This is a genomic window from Bradyrhizobium sp. A11 (assembly GCF_042077125.1).
Lineage (GTDB): Bacteria > Pseudomonadota > Alphaproteobacteria > Rhizobiales > Xanthobacteraceae > Bradyrhizobium > Bradyrhizobium japonicum_B.
Genome location: NZ_CP149509.1, coordinates 2,757,145 through 2,772,327 on the forward strand (window position 1 = coordinate 2,757,145; position 15,183 = coordinate 2,772,327).

20 protein-coding genes are annotated in these 15,183 nt (G+C 65.0%); 12 read left to right on the forward strand and 8 right to left on the reverse strand.

The genetic code is table 11. The features are described 5' to 3' along the window. The first annotated feature begins 482 nt into the window (after nt 1-482). The gene (locus tag WI560_RS12630; protein ID WP_375308271.1) at nt 483-1,148 is read left to right on the forward strand and encodes a DUF429 domain-containing protein; all 666 of its coding nucleotides are present in this window, start codon (nt 483-485) and stop codon (nt 1,146-1,148) included. 5 nt (nt 1,149-1,153) lie between these two features. On the opposite strand, the gene WI560_RS12635 is transcribed toward WI560_RS12630, so the two are convergent. Further along, on the reverse strand, nt 1,154-1,366 hold the full coding sequence (locus WI560_RS12635; protein WP_257178588.1) for a hypothetical protein: 213 nt from the start codon (nt 1,364-1,366) through the stop codon (nt 1,154-1,156). Between the two features lie 152 nt (nt 1,367-1,518). Here WI560_RS12635 and WI560_RS12640 point away from each other — a divergent pair, with 152 nt between their 5' ends. The 3 genes from WI560_RS12640 (at nt 1,519) to WI560_RS12650 (ending at nt 3,232) form a co-directional block, all read left to right on the forward strand. Beyond that, complete coding sequence (locus WI560_RS12640; protein ID WP_257178587.1) at nt 1,519-1,665, forward strand: hypothetical protein; 147 nt, start codon at nt 1,519-1,521, stop codon at nt 1,663-1,665. A 114-nt stretch (nt 1,666-1,779) separates the two neighbouring features. Next, the gene (locus tag WI560_RS12645; RefSeq protein ID WP_375308272.1) at nt 1,780-2,469 is read left to right on the forward strand and encodes a glutathione S-transferase family protein; all 690 of its coding nucleotides are present in this window, start codon (nt 1,780-1,782) and stop codon (nt 2,467-2,469) included. Between the two features lie 154 nt (nt 2,470-2,623). Further along, a complete protein-coding gene (locus WI560_RS12650) occupies nt 2,624-3,232 on the forward strand; it encodes a cysteine hydrolase family protein (protein WP_375308273.1) in 609 nt (202 codons plus the stop codon). 11 nt (nt 3,233-3,243) lie between these two features. On the opposite strand, the gene WI560_RS12655 is transcribed toward WI560_RS12650, so the two are convergent. The 5 genes from WI560_RS12655 to WI560_RS12675 all read right to left on the reverse strand — a co-directional run bounded on the left by WI560_RS12655 (nt 3,244) and on the right by WI560_RS12675 (nt 8,114). Further along, the gene (locus tag WI560_RS12655; protein ID WP_375308274.1) at nt 3,244-4,416 is read right to left on the reverse strand and encodes a DUF305 domain-containing protein; all 1,173 of its coding nucleotides are present in this window, start codon (nt 4,414-4,416) and stop codon (nt 3,244-3,246) included. Then, the gene (locus WI560_RS12660) at nt 4,413-4,592 is read right to left on the reverse strand and encodes a hypothetical protein (RefSeq protein ID WP_028135853.1); all 180 of its coding nucleotides are present in this window, start codon (nt 4,590-4,592) and stop codon (nt 4,413-4,415) included. Before WI560_RS12660 ends, WI560_RS12655 begins: the two co-directional genes overlap by 4 nt. 180 nt (nt 4,593-4,772) lie before the next feature. Continuing rightward, the gene (locus tag WI560_RS12665) at nt 4,773-6,377 is read right to left on the reverse strand and encodes an alpha-amylase family glycosyl hydrolase (protein WP_375308275.1); all 1,605 of its coding nucleotides are present in this window, start codon (nt 6,375-6,377) and stop codon (nt 4,773-4,775) included. Further along, entirely contained in the window at nt 6,358-6,927 is a 570-nt protein-coding gene (locus WI560_RS12670; protein ID WP_375308276.1) for a hypothetical protein, read from the reverse strand. Before WI560_RS12670 ends, WI560_RS12665 begins: the two co-directional genes overlap by 20 nt. A gap of 11 nt (nt 6,928-6,938) precedes the next feature. Further along, entirely contained in the window at nt 6,939-8,114 is a 1,176-nt protein-coding gene (locus WI560_RS12675; protein WP_375308277.1) for a zinc-dependent alcohol dehydrogenase, read from the reverse strand. Between the two features lie 151 nt (nt 8,115-8,265). On the opposite strand from WI560_RS12675, the gene WI560_RS12680 reads away from it, so the two are divergent. Continuing rightward, entirely contained in the window at nt 8,266-9,048 is a 783-nt protein-coding gene (locus tag WI560_RS12680; RefSeq protein WP_375308278.1) for an SDR family NAD(P)-dependent oxidoreductase, read from the forward strand. A gap of 427 nt (nt 9,049-9,475) precedes the next feature. On the opposite strand, the gene WI560_RS12685 is transcribed toward WI560_RS12680, so the two are convergent. Continuing rightward, nucleotides 9,476-9,883, reverse strand: coding sequence for a response regulator (locus tag WI560_RS12685; RefSeq protein ID WP_375308279.1), 408 nt, complete (start codon nt 9,881-9,883; stop codon nt 9,476-9,478). A 372-nt stretch (nt 9,884-10,255) separates the two neighbouring features. Here WI560_RS12685 and WI560_RS12690 point away from each other — a divergent pair, with 372 nt between their 5' ends. The 5 genes from WI560_RS12690 to WI560_RS12710 all read left to right on the forward strand — a co-directional run bounded on the left by WI560_RS12690 (nt 10,256) and on the right by WI560_RS12710 (nt 13,998). After that, nucleotides 10,256-12,211, forward strand: coding sequence for a chemotaxis protein CheB (locus tag WI560_RS12690; RefSeq protein WP_375308280.1), 1,956 nt, complete (start codon nt 10,256-10,258; stop codon nt 12,209-12,211). Beyond that, on the forward strand, nt 12,211-12,957 hold the full coding sequence (locus WI560_RS12695; protein WP_375308281.1) for a Crp/Fnr family transcriptional regulator: 747 nt from the start codon (nt 12,211-12,213) through the stop codon (nt 12,955-12,957). Before WI560_RS12690 ends, WI560_RS12695 begins: the two co-directional genes overlap by 1 nt. A gap of 187 nt (nt 12,958-13,144) precedes the next feature. Further along, nucleotides 13,145-13,297, forward strand: a complete 153-nt coding sequence (locus WI560_RS12700) for a hypothetical protein (RefSeq protein ID WP_375308282.1) — start codon at nt 13,145-13,147, stop codon at nt 13,295-13,297. A gap of 151 nt (nt 13,298-13,448) precedes the next feature. After that, nucleotides 13,449-13,631, forward strand: coding sequence for a hypothetical protein (locus WI560_RS12705; protein WP_375308283.1), 183 nt, complete (start codon nt 13,449-13,451; stop codon nt 13,629-13,631). A gap of 166 nt (nt 13,632-13,797) precedes the next feature. Then, complete coding sequence (locus WI560_RS12710) at nt 13,798-13,998, forward strand: hypothetical protein (protein WP_375308284.1); 201 nt, start codon at nt 13,798-13,800, stop codon at nt 13,996-13,998. A 179-nt stretch (nt 13,999-14,177) separates the two neighbouring features. On the opposite strand, the gene WI560_RS12715 is transcribed toward WI560_RS12710, so the two are convergent. Then, complete coding sequence (locus WI560_RS12715; protein ID WP_375308285.1) at nt 14,178-14,462, reverse strand: hypothetical protein; 285 nt, start codon at nt 14,460-14,462, stop codon at nt 14,178-14,180. A 259-nt stretch (nt 14,463-14,721) separates the two neighbouring features. Here WI560_RS12715 and WI560_RS12720 point away from each other — a divergent pair, with 259 nt between their 5' ends. Beyond that, complete coding sequence (locus WI560_RS12720) at nt 14,722-14,931, forward strand: hypothetical protein (protein WP_375308286.1); 210 nt, start codon at nt 14,722-14,724, stop codon at nt 14,929-14,931. Beyond that, entirely contained in the window at nt 14,928-15,131 is a 204-nt protein-coding gene (locus WI560_RS12725) for a hypothetical protein (protein WP_375308287.1), read from the forward strand. Before WI560_RS12720 ends, WI560_RS12725 begins: the two co-directional genes overlap by 4 nt. Nucleotides 15,132-15,183: the final 52 nt, after the last annotated feature.

Sequence of the window (15,183 nt, forward strand, 5' to 3'; positions counted from 1 at the left end):
CGCGGCGCTGTCAACGCGCCGCACGTTGCGAACCCACTGAGTTCGCTCTGCCATCGGTGTCCGGCTCATCGCCTCGTTCCCTCCGGCAGGCCCCGCGCGCTTGGGCACGCGCCGCTCCAGCGCGAGCCCCGAGATCCGGGTCTCTCGTTCCGGCGATTGCCGGATTGTTCGGTTGGGCCGCGCGGCGGGCAACAAAAAACCCTCCGGAGCGGCTGGCTCGGGAGGGTCCGTGAGAAGCGGACGATCGATCTTGCGGTCAGGCAAGATCGCTCCCATGAGCCGGGCATGCGCAATCGAATAGCTTTGGGCTATTCGGCATGCGGACAATTCTTTCGTAGCGGTTCAGCATCGCTCGGTTCATGGTGTTTGTCGCAAGCGGAAGTGCTTGCGAGGGCGCGGGACATACGCCCGCGACTTGCGGATGTCAAGCGAGGTGCGTGTGAAAATTGCAGGACGCCGGTGAAAAGACACGGATTCATGACGTGCCGAACTATCTCGGCCTCGATGGTTTTCGCTTCGGCTGGGTCGCGGCTTGGATCGACGCGCGCGGCGATCACGGCTTCGACTATTCGTCGGGTTTGACGCGCCTGCTCGCGCTGCCCCATGCGCGCGCGATGATCGACATGCCGATCGGACTAGATCCGAGCGGCTATCGCGCTTGCGATCTGCGCGCCCGCGAGCTGATTGGTCCCGCCGTGTTTCTCGGTGCGCGCCGCGACCTCTGGACGTTCCCGGACATGGCGGCGGTCAATCGGCATTACTGGGCGCACGAGGGCAAGGGCAGGGGCGTGTCGGCGCAGCTCTGGAATATCAGGGACAAGATCAGGGAGGTCGACGAGGTCATGACGCCGGCGCGGCAGGCGACGATCGGCGAGGCGCATCCGGAATTGGTGTTCTGGAATCTGGCAGGGCGCGTGCGGCTCGCGCCGAAGACGTCGCCACGAGGCCGCGAGCAGCGCGTTGCGCTGCTGAGAGACCGCGGCTTCACCAAGCTGGAGAGATGGCTGACGCTTCGCCATGGCACCGGCATCGGTCGCGACGATCTCATCGATGCCTGTGCTTGCGCGGTCGCAGCGCGCGACAGCACCCAGCGTGTGGGTGGCGAGGACCTCGATCCGCGCGGCTTGCGGATGGAGATCAATTATTGAACCGATCAATTCTGCCGATCGCCTGTATCGGCAAGGCGGCTGCGCTCGTGACGGTCGGGCTCTGGGGAGCCGTCCTCGTCGTCCAATCCTGCTGCTCGCGCTTCGTAGACATCGGCCATTGCTCGTAGCCGCCGCGCGGCTTCGCGATGGGCGAGATCGTCCGCGACGCTGCGACAGCGTTGCGCGTGGTCGAGCAGGGCACGCTTCTCGATGTTCATCCCGTCACAACGCGCAAGGCTGCTCGATGGTCCCTCGAAACAAAGCAATGTCTCGTCTGTGAAAGCGGGAAAAACTGGCAAAATTTTCGTACGACGTCGGAACACCGCGCGTGAGCTTGGCGTTTAGCCGAAGGAGTTGAGGGACAAAGGCCATGTACGACGTCTGCCAATGGGCGACCGCGACGCTCGCGGCTGCCTTCACGGCTGCACTGCTGATCACAGGAGATTGGTTCATCCAGTATCGACTGCAGCATGAAACCATGACCCCGATCGTCAGGATGGCAACGCTGCCGCCTTAGTCGCTTCAAGCGCACTGCGGCTGTTCTCCGCGATCTTCCAGACGATTGGCCGGCCTTGCGTCGTTCGTCCGCTCGCCTAGACTGCGCGGCATCCCACCAACAGCCGGAGTGCCGATGTCCGATCTATCCGCTTTCCCCATCACCAGGCGTTGGCCGGCCAGGCATCCCGAGCTGCTTCAACTCTACTCCCTGCCGACGCCGAACGGCGTCAAGGTCTCGATCATGCTGGAGGAGATCGGACTTCCCTACGAGGCGCATCGGGTCGATTTCGGCAAGGACGATCAGAAGACGCCTGAATTCCTCTCGCTCAATCCCAACGGCAAGATCCCGGCGATCCTCGATCCCGACGGTCCGGGCGGCAGGCCGCTGCCGCTGTTCGAGTCCGGGGCGATCCTGCAATACCTCGCGGAGAAGACCGGCAAGCTCCTGCCTCAGGATCCCGCGCGCCGCTACCAGACCATCCAGTGGCTGCATTTTCAGATGGGCGGCGTCGGGCCGATGTTCGGCCAGGTCGGCTTCTTCCACAAATTCGCCGGCAAGGATTTCGAGGACAAGCGGCCCCGGGACCGCTACGTCGCTGAGGCCAGGCGCCTGCTCGGCGTGATGGAGACGCATCTCGCCGGCCGGCAATGGTTCATGGATGACGACTACACCATTGCCGACATCTCCATGCTCGGCTGGGTGCGCAATCTCATCGGCTTCTATGACGCCGGCGATCTCGTCGGGTTCACAGAGTTCAAATCGGTCGGCGCCTGGCTCGAGCGCGGCCTCGCGCGGCCGGCGGTGCAGCGCGGGCTGGCCTGAGCCCGCGAACTCAATGACCTCCCGGCCTCGGGGCGGGCCTCATCTGCCGGATCAGCGGCCGCAACGATGCGGAACGATGGCCGCCGCAACCGCATTTTCTGTCGGTAAGCCCGCCGCGGACGTGCCGCGGTCATGCATTCGCCGGTGGAGGACCATGAGAGACAGCGCGTCGGATGTTGCCGAGATCAGGAACGCCGTTCACCTCTGCATCGACATGCAGAACATCTTCGCGCCCGGAGGTCTGTGGGCGACGCCCTGGATGGAGCGCGTGCTGCCGACGATCGCCTCCATCGTTGCGCGTTATCAGACCAGAACGATCTTCACCCGCTTCATCACGCCGCAGGATCCGGAAGATCGTGCCGGGCAATGGCAGACCTATTTTCGCCGCTGGCACCAGGCCACCCGCAAGCATCTTCCGCCATCGGCGCTCGAGCTCGTGCCGGCCTTGAGCAAGTTCGTTCCGCCGGCTGCAATAATCGACAAGCCGGCCTATTCCGCCTTCAGCAATCCCGGCCTTGCAGGCCGGCTGGTCGACAAGAAGGTCGGCACGGTCGTGATCTCGGGCGCCGAGACCGACGTCTGCGTGCTTTCGACCGTCCTCAGCGCCGTCGATTTCGGCTTCAGGGTCGTGATCGTCGAGGACGCGCTGTGCAGTTCCTCCGACGTCGGGCACGACGCGCTGATGACGATGTACCGCACCCGCTTCCACGGTCAGGTCGACCTGGTGACCGCGGAGGAGCTGGCCGAGTTCTGGCGCGAGTAGCTGCTGCGTGCTCAATTGACGTTGTCGCCGAACATGTTGCGGAACGCCGTGGCGACGGCGGCAACGCCGTCCACGCCCCGCATCAGCGCGATCTCGCCCTGCTGCCCGTGGCGAATGGCATGCGCCATGATGCGCAGCCGCAGATCGCCGCGGCTCTGCCACATCCGGTCGGCCATCCTGACCGCGCCGGAATGATGCCTGCTCATGGCCTCGATGAAGACCGGGTCGAATTGGTCGGATGGCGCCGCCTTGACCGCTCGCATCTCGGCCGGCGCCAGGTAGCCGGGCATGGCAGCGCGTTCCTCCGTGCTGCAATCGGGCATCTCGGTGTCGAACCAGCTCAGCCACCAATTCTCGAAGATCCTGATCTCGCCGGCCTGGCTCGCGGCCATCAGCATCGCGAGCTTGCGCAGATGCGGGTCCTGGGCGCGCTCTGCGCCGATCCGCGCCAGCTCGACGCCCTGGGCGTGATGCGCGGTCATGTGACGGATATAGGCCTGGTCCGCATCCCTGTCGCGGCCCATCCATGCCGGCTCGTAGCCGTGGCTGCCGAACCATGCGACCGCGCCGAGCAGCACGACCACGGCAACCGCGCCGGTCGCCCAGGCATTGGTGAAGCGGATGTCGCGCGCCGGCGCCTGGCCGCGCGCCCAGCGCAGCCGCGCGAACAGGGGATACATCACGGCAGAGGCGCCATGGACCAGCAGCCCGATCCAGTAGGGCTGTTGCAGCGTGAACAGCGGCTGCCAGAACGGAAACAGCGGCACCAGCACGAACCATTCCAGGCTCGAGGAGAAAACCGCCCACGGCAGCGCGAGCAGCAGGATCGTTCGAGGCCCCAAGTCCGCGGTCCAGCGCCCGAGCACGCCGAAGAACACCAGCGCCCAGGAGAAGTCCGCCCATTGATGAAAGGCGATGCCGGCGAGGATCGCGCTCCACGATGGCTCGGCACTGAGCGCCCAGTCGCGCGCGGGAATGGCGGCGACCGTCATCCAGTCGACCGCGGCGTCGCGGCCGATACGGGCCGCGAACAATTGGCTGACGAGGGTCGAGAACGTGCTGCTGATCAGGCCGAGCTCGGCGGCGGCGATCCAGCGCGAGCGCCGTTGCCGTGCGAGCCGCGACGCGCCTCCGCCAGCGTACCGTGCCGTGTCGGAGAGCGTTGGTCGCGGCTGCGCGTTCACGTCAGCTGCTTGAGCTTCTTCAGCGGATTGAGCTCGCTCGGCTGGTCCTGCTCGTCGCGGCCGCGCTCGGCCTGCGCCTTGCCGTCATCGTGGAGATCCTGGTCGCCGATGATCTCGCCGACGGCCTGCCTGGCCTTGCCGACGATCCGTTGCCGAAGACCCTTCGTCTTGCCCATGCTGCCTCCCTTGACGCCTCTCCCTTGACGCCTCTCCCTTGGCCTGCCGCCAAGCTTGGTGCCGCAGGCCCCGGCGCCTGAGGCGGCGAGCGCCGGGGCCGCGGTTCGCGCAGTCCGCCTCCGCAGGGGGGATGTCGGAGGCGTTGATCAGACGCGCTGGCGCGCCGATGGTTCCTGCCGTCACCGCGCCTCGATTGCGATGATCACGCCTTCATTGCCGCGCAGCAGGATGGTTGCGTCCGGCAACGGCTCGGGCGGCCTATCGAGGTGCGTGGACATCACCAGGCGGCCGCGGCCTTGCCAGTGGTATTTCCGCGGCTCGGCAGCGATGTTGAGCGCGATCAGGAATCCGTTGCCACCGTCGGTGCGCTTGTAGGCGAGAACGTCGTTCTGCGAACGCAGCGGCTCGTAACCGCCCCGGCGCAGGCAAGCATGCTCGCGCCGCAGCGCCATCAACGCACGAAACAGCGCCAGGATCGAGCGCTCGTCGCGCTGCTGCGCGGCGACGTTGGCCGCGCCATCAGGCCGCTCCAGCGGCAGCCATGGATCGCCGGTCGTGAAGCCGCCGTCGGGACTGTCGTCCCAGCGCATCGGCGCGCGCTCGGGATCGCGGCACAGGCCAAAGCCGGGCACCAGCTTCTCGAAGGGATCCTGGACGCGGTCGGACGGAATCGGGACACGCTTGCGGCCGATCTCGTCGCCCATGAAGAAGAACGGCGTTCCGCGCAGCGTCATCAGCAGCATCGCCAGTACGCGCATCTGGGCCTCGCCGATCTTGCCGGCGACCCGCTGCTTGTCGTGGCCGCCGATGACCCAGACCGGCCAGGCGTGCTCCGGGATGGCGTTGAAATACGCATCGATGGTCGCTTGCAGCGACAGCGCATCCCATTGCGAGTCGAGCAGCGCGAAATTGAGCGGCAGATGCAGGCGCGGCTTGTCGTTGCCGTAGAAGTGGCCGATGCGGTCGGTCTTGCCCTGGACCTCGCCGCAGAGCATGCGCTGCGGGTATTGGTCGATCACGCTGCGGATGAACTCGATGCAATCCATCGTCTCCGGCCGGTCGTCGGTGAAGACCGGTCTCTGACGCTGCGGCGGCGGCTTGCCCTTGGCGTCCGGATTGGCGGGATTGTCCCGCATCAGCTCGTCCTTGATCAGGACCGCGCTGGCGTCGACGCGAAAGCCGTCGACGCCGCGGTCGAGCCAGAACCGCATGACGTCGGCGATCGCGGCGCGCACATGCCGGTTGCGCCAATTCAGGTCGGGCTGCTCGACCAGGAAGGAATGATAGTAGTATTGCCGCCGTGCCTCGCACCATTCCCAGCCGCTGCCGCCGAAACGGCTCAGCCAGTTGTTGGGCGGCCCGCCATTCTCCGCCGCGTCGGCCCAAATGTACCAATCGGCCTTGGCGCTGTTGCGCGAGCTCGAGCTCTCGACGAACCAGGCATGATCATTGGCGGTGTGATTGGGGACGAGGTCGAGGATGAGGCGGATGCCCTTGGCGTGCAGCGCCGCGAGCAGGCGGTCGAAATCCTGAAGGCTGCCGAAGTCGGGGTCGACCGCGCAATAATCGGAGATGTCGTAGCCGAGATCGCGGAATGGGCTCTTGTAGATCGGCGTCAGCCACACCGCGTCGACGCCGAGCCATTTCAGGTAGTCGATGCGCGAGATCAGCCCGGCGAGGTCGCCCTTGCCGTCGCAGTTGGAGTCCTGGAAGGAGATCAGTGCGATCTCGTAGATGACGGCGGATTCCCACCACGCGGATTGCTCAGGGGACGCGGCGCTCATCACCTTGCTTCACCTCGTTCTGCCCGGTCTGTGCTGCGATCTGCCTTGCGGCGGTTCGGATGCTCTCGATGCCCTTGGGGAAACCGCTGCGGTTCGGATAGAGCTTGCGCCGTGCATCGCGCGCCGGGCGGCGCGGCTTGGTGGCTTGCGCGGCCCGGTAGTCGAGCATGGCGATGCCGCCGACCATCAGCAGCGCCAGCGCGATGTTGCCCTTCTTGGGATTGTCAGGCGTCAGCCCCGACAGCAGCGCGGCGGCATCGAGGCCGTCGCCGCCGACGCGGGCCCACAGCCCGGCATTCTTGTCCACCGACAGCGACATGATCCCGGCCATGATCTCGCGGACGCCGAAGGCGCGCACCATCGTCTCATGGCCTTCCATGCCGAGCGTTTCCGTGACGCGCCGCGGCGCGAACAGCTCGACGACGCCGAGGCCGATGCTGAACCAGCCGAGCGCGCGGGCGAGCTGATCCACCGGCTGCTTCAGGCTCGGCCCGCCCTCGAGGATCTTGGGGTCGCCCTTGGTGCGCACGATGTTGGAGAAATGAAACATGAGTTTGCTCCTCAGGGCTTCAACACGACCTTGACGCAGGAATCGCGCTTGTCGCGAAACACCTGGTACATCTCCGGTCCCTGTTCGAGCGGGACAGTGTGGGTGATGACGAAGGACGGGTCGATCTCGCCGTCCTCGATGCGGCGCAGCAGATCGTCGGTCCAGCGGTTGACGTGGGTCTGGCCGGTCCGCATCGTCAGGCCCTTGTTCATGAAAGCGCCCATCGGCAGCATGTCGGACAAGCCGCTGTACACGCCCGGCACCGAGATGATACCGCCGGGACGGCAGACATAGATCATCTCGCGCAGCACGTGGGGCCGGTCGCTCTCCGCCATCACCATCTGCTTGGCGCGGTCGAGCAGGGTGTCGGGCTGAGATGGCATCACATGCGCCTCCATGCCGACACAGTCGATGCATTTTTCCGGGCCCTTGCCGTCGGTCAGGTCCTGGAGCCGCTCCACCACGCTCTCGGTCTCGAAGTTGATGGTGGTGGCGCCGCCGGCTTCCGCCATGCTCAGCCGCTCCGGCAGGCAGTCGATCGCGATCACCTGGTTGGCGCCGAGCAGGATGGCGCTGCGGATCGCCATTTGTCCGACGGGGCCGCAGCCCCAGATCGCGACCGTGTCGGTCGGCTCGATGTCGCATTGCACCGCGGCCTGCCAGCCGGTCGGGAAGATGTCGCTGAGGAACAGCAATTGCTCGTCGGGAATGCCCGCGGGCACCTTGATGTGGGTGGCGTCGGCATAGGGCACGCGCAAATATTCGGCCTGGCCGCCGGGATAGCCGCCGGTCAGGTGGGTGTAGCCGAACAGGCCGGCGGTGGCGTGTCCGAACGCCTTGTCGGCGAGATGGCGCTTGCGGTTGGTGGTCTCACAGACGGAAAAATTGCCGCGCTTGCACTGGTCGCATTCGCCGCAAATGATCGTGAAGGGCACCACGATCCGGTCGCCCTTCTTCAGCTTGCCGTCGACGCCGGAGCCGACCTCGACCACTTCGCCCATGGTCTCGTGGCCCATGATGTCGCCGGGCAGCATGCCGGGAATGAAATTGTGGAACAGGTGCAGGTCGGAGCCGCAGATGGCGCAGCTCGTGACCTTGATGATGGCATCGCGCGGATCCTGGATCTCAGGGTCGGTGACGGTGTCGCAGCGAATGTCCTCCTTGCCGTGCCAAACCAGCGCCTTCATCTATCGTCCTCTCGGCTGAACCAGTTGGCACTCAAGTCCAGAAATGAACGATGGTTGCTAAGCGAGGTGCAATTCTTCGCAGCGCACCCGTTTGGAACGAGATGGCGGCGGAGTGATTGGGCGTCATCATCCCATCTCAAGGACATGTGCCATGCCCGCCAATCAACTCGCCGTCGTCACCGGCGCCTCCACCGGCATCGGCCTGGAGCTCGCCAGATGCTGTGCCCAGGACGGTTTCAACCTCGTCATCGCCGCGGATGAGCCCCAGATCGAACGGGTGGCCGTCGATCTGCGCCGGCTCGGGGGCAGCGTGGAGCCGGTCGAGGCCGATCTGTCCACCACCGAAGGCGTCGACAAGCTCTGCGCCGCGGTCGGCGACCGGCCGATCGATGCGCTGCTCGCGAATGCCGGAATCGGCCTCGGCAAGGCCTTCCTCGACCAGGACTTTGCCCGGGTGAAGCACCTGATCGACACCAACATCACCGGCACGCTGTACCTGATCCACCGCGTCGGCAACGAGATGCTCCGCCGCAATGCCGGGCGCATCCTGATCACCGGCTCGATCGCCGGCTTCACGCCGGGCAGCTTCCAGGCCGCCTACAATGCCAGCAAGGCGTTTCTGGACTCGTTCTCGTTCGCGCTGCGCGAGGAGCTGCGCGACAGCGGCGTCACCGTCACCTGCCTGATGCCGGGCGCCACCGACACCGAGTTCTTCCGCCGCGCCGACATGATGGACACCAAGGTCGGCAGCGAGACGAAGGACGGCGCCTACGACGTCGCCAAGGCCGGTTTCGATGCGATGCTGCGCGGCGAGGCCGACATCGTCACCGGGCTGAAGAACAAGCTCCAGACCACGATCGCCAACGTCATGCCGAACGAGATGCTGGCCAAGCAGCATCGCAAGATGGCCGAGCCAGGCACGGCGAAATCGTGACGTGACTCCGCTGCTATCCGTGGTGGCAGGTTCGGCCTCCGGCATTTGACAAAAAGCGCCGGGGCCGATTCACATAGCCTAATGCGTCCGGGCCCCGAGCCGGTCAAGCTGCACCCCGTCGGAGAGGGGCCGGGGTATGGATCGCATCGAACAGGCCTTTGTCGCGACCGCAATTACGGGCTTTCTCGTGATGATGGGCGCGCTTGTCTGGATGATGATGACTTAGAGCATGATCCGGAAAAGTGCGGAGCGGTTTTCCGAAAAGATCCTGCTCAAACCATAACCTAAGGCGCGATGACGATCGCGTCGCGCTTTAGGGCCGGAGGCTGCCTTGCGCGTTGCGCTGCCTTACGCCGCGGTTCTCCTGTGCCTGGCGGTCACCGCCTGGCTCACCTTCGCGCATCTGTTCTGAGCGTCTTATCCAGTCCTATCGTGGACCGTCCCGCGGATCGGCGATCAGCGCTGCAAGCTTCCGCGCCATCGCCGCAAGATCGAACGGCTTTTCGATCAGCGGCACGTCGTGAAATTCCGGGCCGATGTTGATCCTTTCATATCCCGTCGTGAACACGAAGGGCACCTTGCGCGCCCGTAGCTCGCGGGCGATCGGAAAGATCATCTCGCTGTGAATGTTCACGTCCAGGACCGCGGCATCCAGCATGCTGCCGTCGCGCAGGATCTTGAATGCGTCCTCGAGGTGCCCGGCGGGACCTGCCACCTCGGCGCCCAGCGCGCGAAACGTCTCGCTGATGTCATCGGCGAGAAAATACTCGTCCTCGACCACGAAAACCCTGCGCCCGGCGAGAGGTGCAGGCCGGCCGGATGATCCACGCAACATCGCTATGATGCCTCAGCCTTCGCGTCGGCCCCGTAGGAACATAAGACGGGGACCTGCCTTGGTTGCAGAACGACGCAATCGAAAACGGGTTCCATGAGCAACCGCGATATCATCGTGATCGGTGGCTCGGCGGGGGCGACCCCGCCGCTGAAGCAAATCCTGAGCCGCCTGCCGCCGGACCTGCCGGCGGCGCCGAAGCCCTGAAGGCCGCGCGCCGCCCACGCGGCTCCACCCCAGGGCTGAGAGGTCGCGAACCATCGAAGGAGGCTCTGTGACCTTGTTGCCTTTGATCTGTTGGGATCCCGCTGATTTCTGCTATTTGCAGGGACCGGGCACCCGTTGGTGCCGGCCAGTGAGAGAGCTACCCGGTCCATGACAGAAGTCGGCGAGCACGCAGCCGAAGGAGAGCGCCAGATCAAGTCCCCACTTGTCATCGGCGTTGGCGCCTCGCTGGCCGCGCTGGACAGCATCGAGCGTTTCTTCGCCAAGCTAACCCTGGGCGCCGACCAGGCGATCGTGCTGGCGCTTCAGCATCACGATGCATTCGATGAGGCCCGGCTGCGCCAGATCGTGCAAAGCTCCAGCGGCGGCAGGCTGTCAGATCCCGGCCATGGCCATCCGATCGAAGGCGGTACGATCTATCTGTGCCCGCCTGCCACGATCATCACGATCCAGGGCGGGCGTTTCGCGATCCGCAAGGCCGAGCAGGCGTCCGGCGAGCGCGCCGCGATCGACAGCTTCCTGGTGTCTCTGGCGGAGGAGCGCGCTGAGAAGTCCATCGGCGTGATCTTGTCCGGCACCGGCGGCGACGGCACGCTGGGTACCGCCACGCTCAAGGATCGCGGCGGCCTTGCCATCGCCGAGAGGGTCGCGAGCGAGACATCGGACGCTTTCAATGCCAACACACCGGCGGCGATCGCGGACTACGTGCTGCCGCCGGAAGACATTCCAGAGCACATCCAGGTCTATGCCCGTCGTCTGCGCCGCCTGGAGGAGAAGCAGGGGGTCGACGAGGTGCCCGCGGCCGCTGCGAGCTCGCTGTTCAAGGACGGACCGGCCCCATCGGTCGCGGACGACCACAGCAAGCCCAACACCGTCATTCTCACCGACCATGTCGAGCGGCTCGAAAGCGAGCTGCGCGCGACGCGTGAGCGGCTGCAGGTCACCATCGAGGAGCTCGAAGGCGCGAACGAGGAGCTGAAATCCTCGAGCGAGGTATACCAATCGCTCAACGAAGAGCTTCAGTCCGCCAACGAGGAGCTCAAGACGTCACGCGAAGAGCTGCAATCGGTCAACGAGGAGCTGACGACCGTCAACGGCGAGCTGGCGCACCGTGTCCAGGAATTGACCCGCGCCAGCAGCGACCTCAAGAATTTCCTCGAGAGCACGCAGATCGCGACCGTGTTCCTCGACAACGATCTGAGGGTGATGACCTTCACGCCTGCGATCACGCAGGTCTTGCATCTGGTGGAAACCGATGCCGGCCGCCCCATTTCTCACATCAAGGCGCGCGTTCCGATCGAGGAGCTCTATGACGACGTCCGCCGCGTGCTGCGCACCCTGGCGAGCGCCGAGCGCGAGCTGAACGCGCCTGACGACGGCAAGAGATACATCGCGCGGGTCTTACCCTACCGCAGGGTCGACAATTTCATCGCGGGCGTCGTCATCACCTTCATCGACGTCACGGCGATCACCCGCGCCGAGGAACAGCAGCGCCTGCTTCTGGCCGAGCTTCAGCATCGGGTTCGCAATACGCTCGGTGTGGTGCGCTCGATCGCCCGCCGCTCGGCGGAGACGAGCTCCACGGTGGAGGAATATGCTTCGCATCTCGACGGCCGGCTGAATGCTTTCGCCCGGACCCAGGCGCTGGTCACCCGGGATCCACATGGCGGAGTCGATCTCGAATATCTCGTGGTCGAGGAATTGCTGGCCTATGATGCGCGCGAAGGCGAGCAAATGCGGGTCTCCGGACCGAAGGTGCGCTTCCAGCCCAAGGCTGCCGAAACGTTCGCTCTTGCCATTCACGAACTTGCGACCAACGCGCTGAAATACGGTGCGCTGAGCCAGCCGTCGGGCCGCATCGAGGTTTCCTGGCGCATCGACGAAAGCACGGCGCCCGCGCAATTGATGTTCGAGTGGCGGGAGCATGGAGGGCCGCAGGTGCCGCCGCCGCCGCGAAAAGGCTTCGGCACCGAGCTTCTCGAGCGTACGCTGGCCTTCGAGTTGAAGGGCCAGACCAGGATGGCCTTTAATTCGGGGGGGCTGCAATGCATGATCGCAATTCCATTGAGCAAGGGCTCCTTCCACACGCCTTCTTTGGCTAACTGATGCCATTATCGACTGCCGATCGCAGCCTGTTGGAACCGGCCATTCGCCGGTTGAACGCGCTGAGACCGCTGTCGCCGGAGGCGCGCGCCTCGCTTGAATATGCGATGCTCGAGGGCTTGCAGCGCGCCGGAGCCGGCGAGGACCTGATCTCCGAAGGCGATCCCGTCGACAGCGTGCGCATCGTGCTGTCGGGCTGGCTCTGCCGCTACAAGACGCTCGAGGACGGCCGGCGCCAGATCGTCAACTTCATCTTTCCCGGCGAGAGCTGCGACGCTCATGCGTTCCTGCTCGCCACCATGGACCATTCCATCGCCACGTTGACCCCGATCGTCTACGCCGAGATCAAGCGCGCGCGTTTCGACAGCCTGTTGGCCGCCGACCGTTCGCTTGCCGAGGCGTTCTTGTGCGAGACCCTCGTCAACAACGCGATCCAGCGCGAATGGGTCATCAATCTCGGCCGTCGCGCCGCGCTCGAGCGCGTCGCGCATCTGTTCTGCGAGATCTTCGAGCGGCTTCGCCCCGTCGGCATGGTGGAGGGCAACAGCTGCGCGATGCCGGTGACGCAGATGGATCTGGCGGACGCCACCGGCCTGTCGGTGGTTCATCTCAATCGCACGCTGCAGGAGTTGCGCGCCTCTGGGCTCATTGTGCTGCGCGATCGTACGCTGGTGATCAGGGATATCGACGCGCTCAAGAGGGCGGCCCTGTTCTCGCCAGGCTATCTGCATGTCTATCGGGGCGGCTGAGAGCACGGATGAACCGCTGATCGGTGGGGACCGGACCGGGCGCCGACGCAGTCGGATTCTGCAGTCTGTGCACTAGGAACAGGTGCTGACCTGAGCCACTTTATCCGCATCACCGGCCAAGGCCCTGTCCGTAGGCGCCGGTGGCTGAGAGATCGCGCGCTCCCGCCTGCATTGATCGGGAGCCGGCATGTACGATGATCCTTTTCATCCCGAGACCAGGAATCTGCTCGACCGTGCCGATCGTGCGATCGAGGAAAGTATCCGCTTGCGCGCTCTCAATGCCGAGGTCAGGAAAGAACTGCGGCAAGCCCGTCATGAGCTGGAACGGCAACTCGCTTAGGCGACGCTCAAGATGTAGAGCCTCATCGATTCTGTTCCTTTGACCTCCTGCGCGCGCACGTTCCGTAAATTGTCTGGTCAATTTGAGCCGATGGCTCAGTTTAAGTAACTTGCTTAAATGCGCGCGTCTGCCGGTATGTCAGTATGATGCCATGCGCGACGTCCTGATATCTCGCGCAACTCGCGCGATCGATGACAGCCGCCTGCTGCGGGAGCAGCGTCGGCTGCTGATGGAGCGTCACGATCAAATTCTCGCCGATTTGCGGCTGGCGATCATGGAAAGCGCCATGGTCCGCACGGAGATCAGGGCTCACCGGGACAATCAGGACAACTAGGTCTCGGCCATCTGCGCTCGGATGAAGCGGTGGGGACGACGGCTTTTTCGCGGAACGCAGGCAACCGCTGCACCTCTGGAGCGTTGTCGGTTCGCGCGCCGAACCGGCTTGGCGCGACCGACCGGGAACGCAACGGCGCGCTCTCCGAGGACCAGGGAGAACGTTCATGTTGACGCGGCGCAAATCCAAGCAAACGGATCCGCTCGAGGCGCGCTTGGCTGCTGAGGCAGAGCGGCTGCGCGAAGAAGCAGATTCGCTTCCGCCGGGTGCTGCCCGCGACGAGATGCTGCGCAAGGCACGTCAGGCCGAAACCGGCTCTCAGATGAGCGAATGGCTGCGCTCACCCGGCCTGCAGCCGCCGGACTGACGGCGAGCGTTGCGGCGCGGCAAAGCCGTGGCGCGCGCGGCGTTGCGGCTGCACGCGCCGGGAACGGGTTAGATGTCGGCGCGTACCGATGCGCTGATGTCGTGGGCAGAAACCGGAAAAATGAGCACCACGTCCATCGTTCCCCGTTGTGTCCGGTTGTCACCCGGCGGTGCGTGTCGTCAACGCCGCTTCGCCGCTTTGGTTCGACGGTTGTAGGGCGAGCGGTTGGCGGGCCGCAGCGAGATGCCTTCGCGCTGCGCCTTGCTGCGGATGGCGGCGACCGGGCGCTGAAGCTTGATGCTCATCACGCCGGTCGGCGTGTTGCCTTTGGCAAGCTGCTTCAACTTGCTTACGTCGGCTGGCGTCCAGGGCTGCCGTGCGCGGCGCTTGTAGGCGGGATTGGCCTTGCGCGGTCCCTTGCGGCCGATCGGTGAGCCCGGCCGCTTCCATGTTGCTTTCGCCATGATGATCCTCCTTCGGGTCAACCTTGAACAGACGAATCAGCATTTCGGTTCCGGCGCATTGCACAGCGAGGCATCCGCAAAATCACGCAGCGTTAACTTATTGAAATGCTGGAACCGACGGTTGCGGCGGAAGCTGCGATGGTTGCCGGTGTGGGCCGCCCCAACCGGCAAGCGACTTGAGTGACAAGAGAACTTGGGCCCCGGTGCCCGACCCCCGCCGGGGCCATTTCCCTCATCCGAAATCCGCTGTGAAAGTCCGATGACCGCCAAACGTAACCGCAGGAAACAGACCCAGTCGCTCCAGGAGCGGCTCGCCGCCTTCGCCGAAAAGGCCCGTGAGCGCGCAAGCAGCCTGCCGCCCGGCAGGGAACGGGAGATTCTGCTGCAACGCGCCAAGCAGAACGAAATGACGTCGAACCTGACTGACTGGCTGAGTGCGCCCGTGTCGCAAAGACGAGGGCCATCATGATGGGCAGCCTCAAGCACTACCGCGCCTTCCAGATCGATCCGGACGGGCACGTGTTCGGCTGCATCAATCTCGTCTGCGACGACGACGAGCAGGCCAAGCGCCAGGCCGCCGCGCTCGTGCTGGTGCATCGCATCGAGCTGTGGCGGCTGGACCGGCGCATCGCCAAGTTCGATGCGCCACGGGACATCGTTCGCCAGTAGCGGAAGGAACCGCGCGCAGTGCGCCGGGTTGGTCGGACAGCCGACTTTGCCG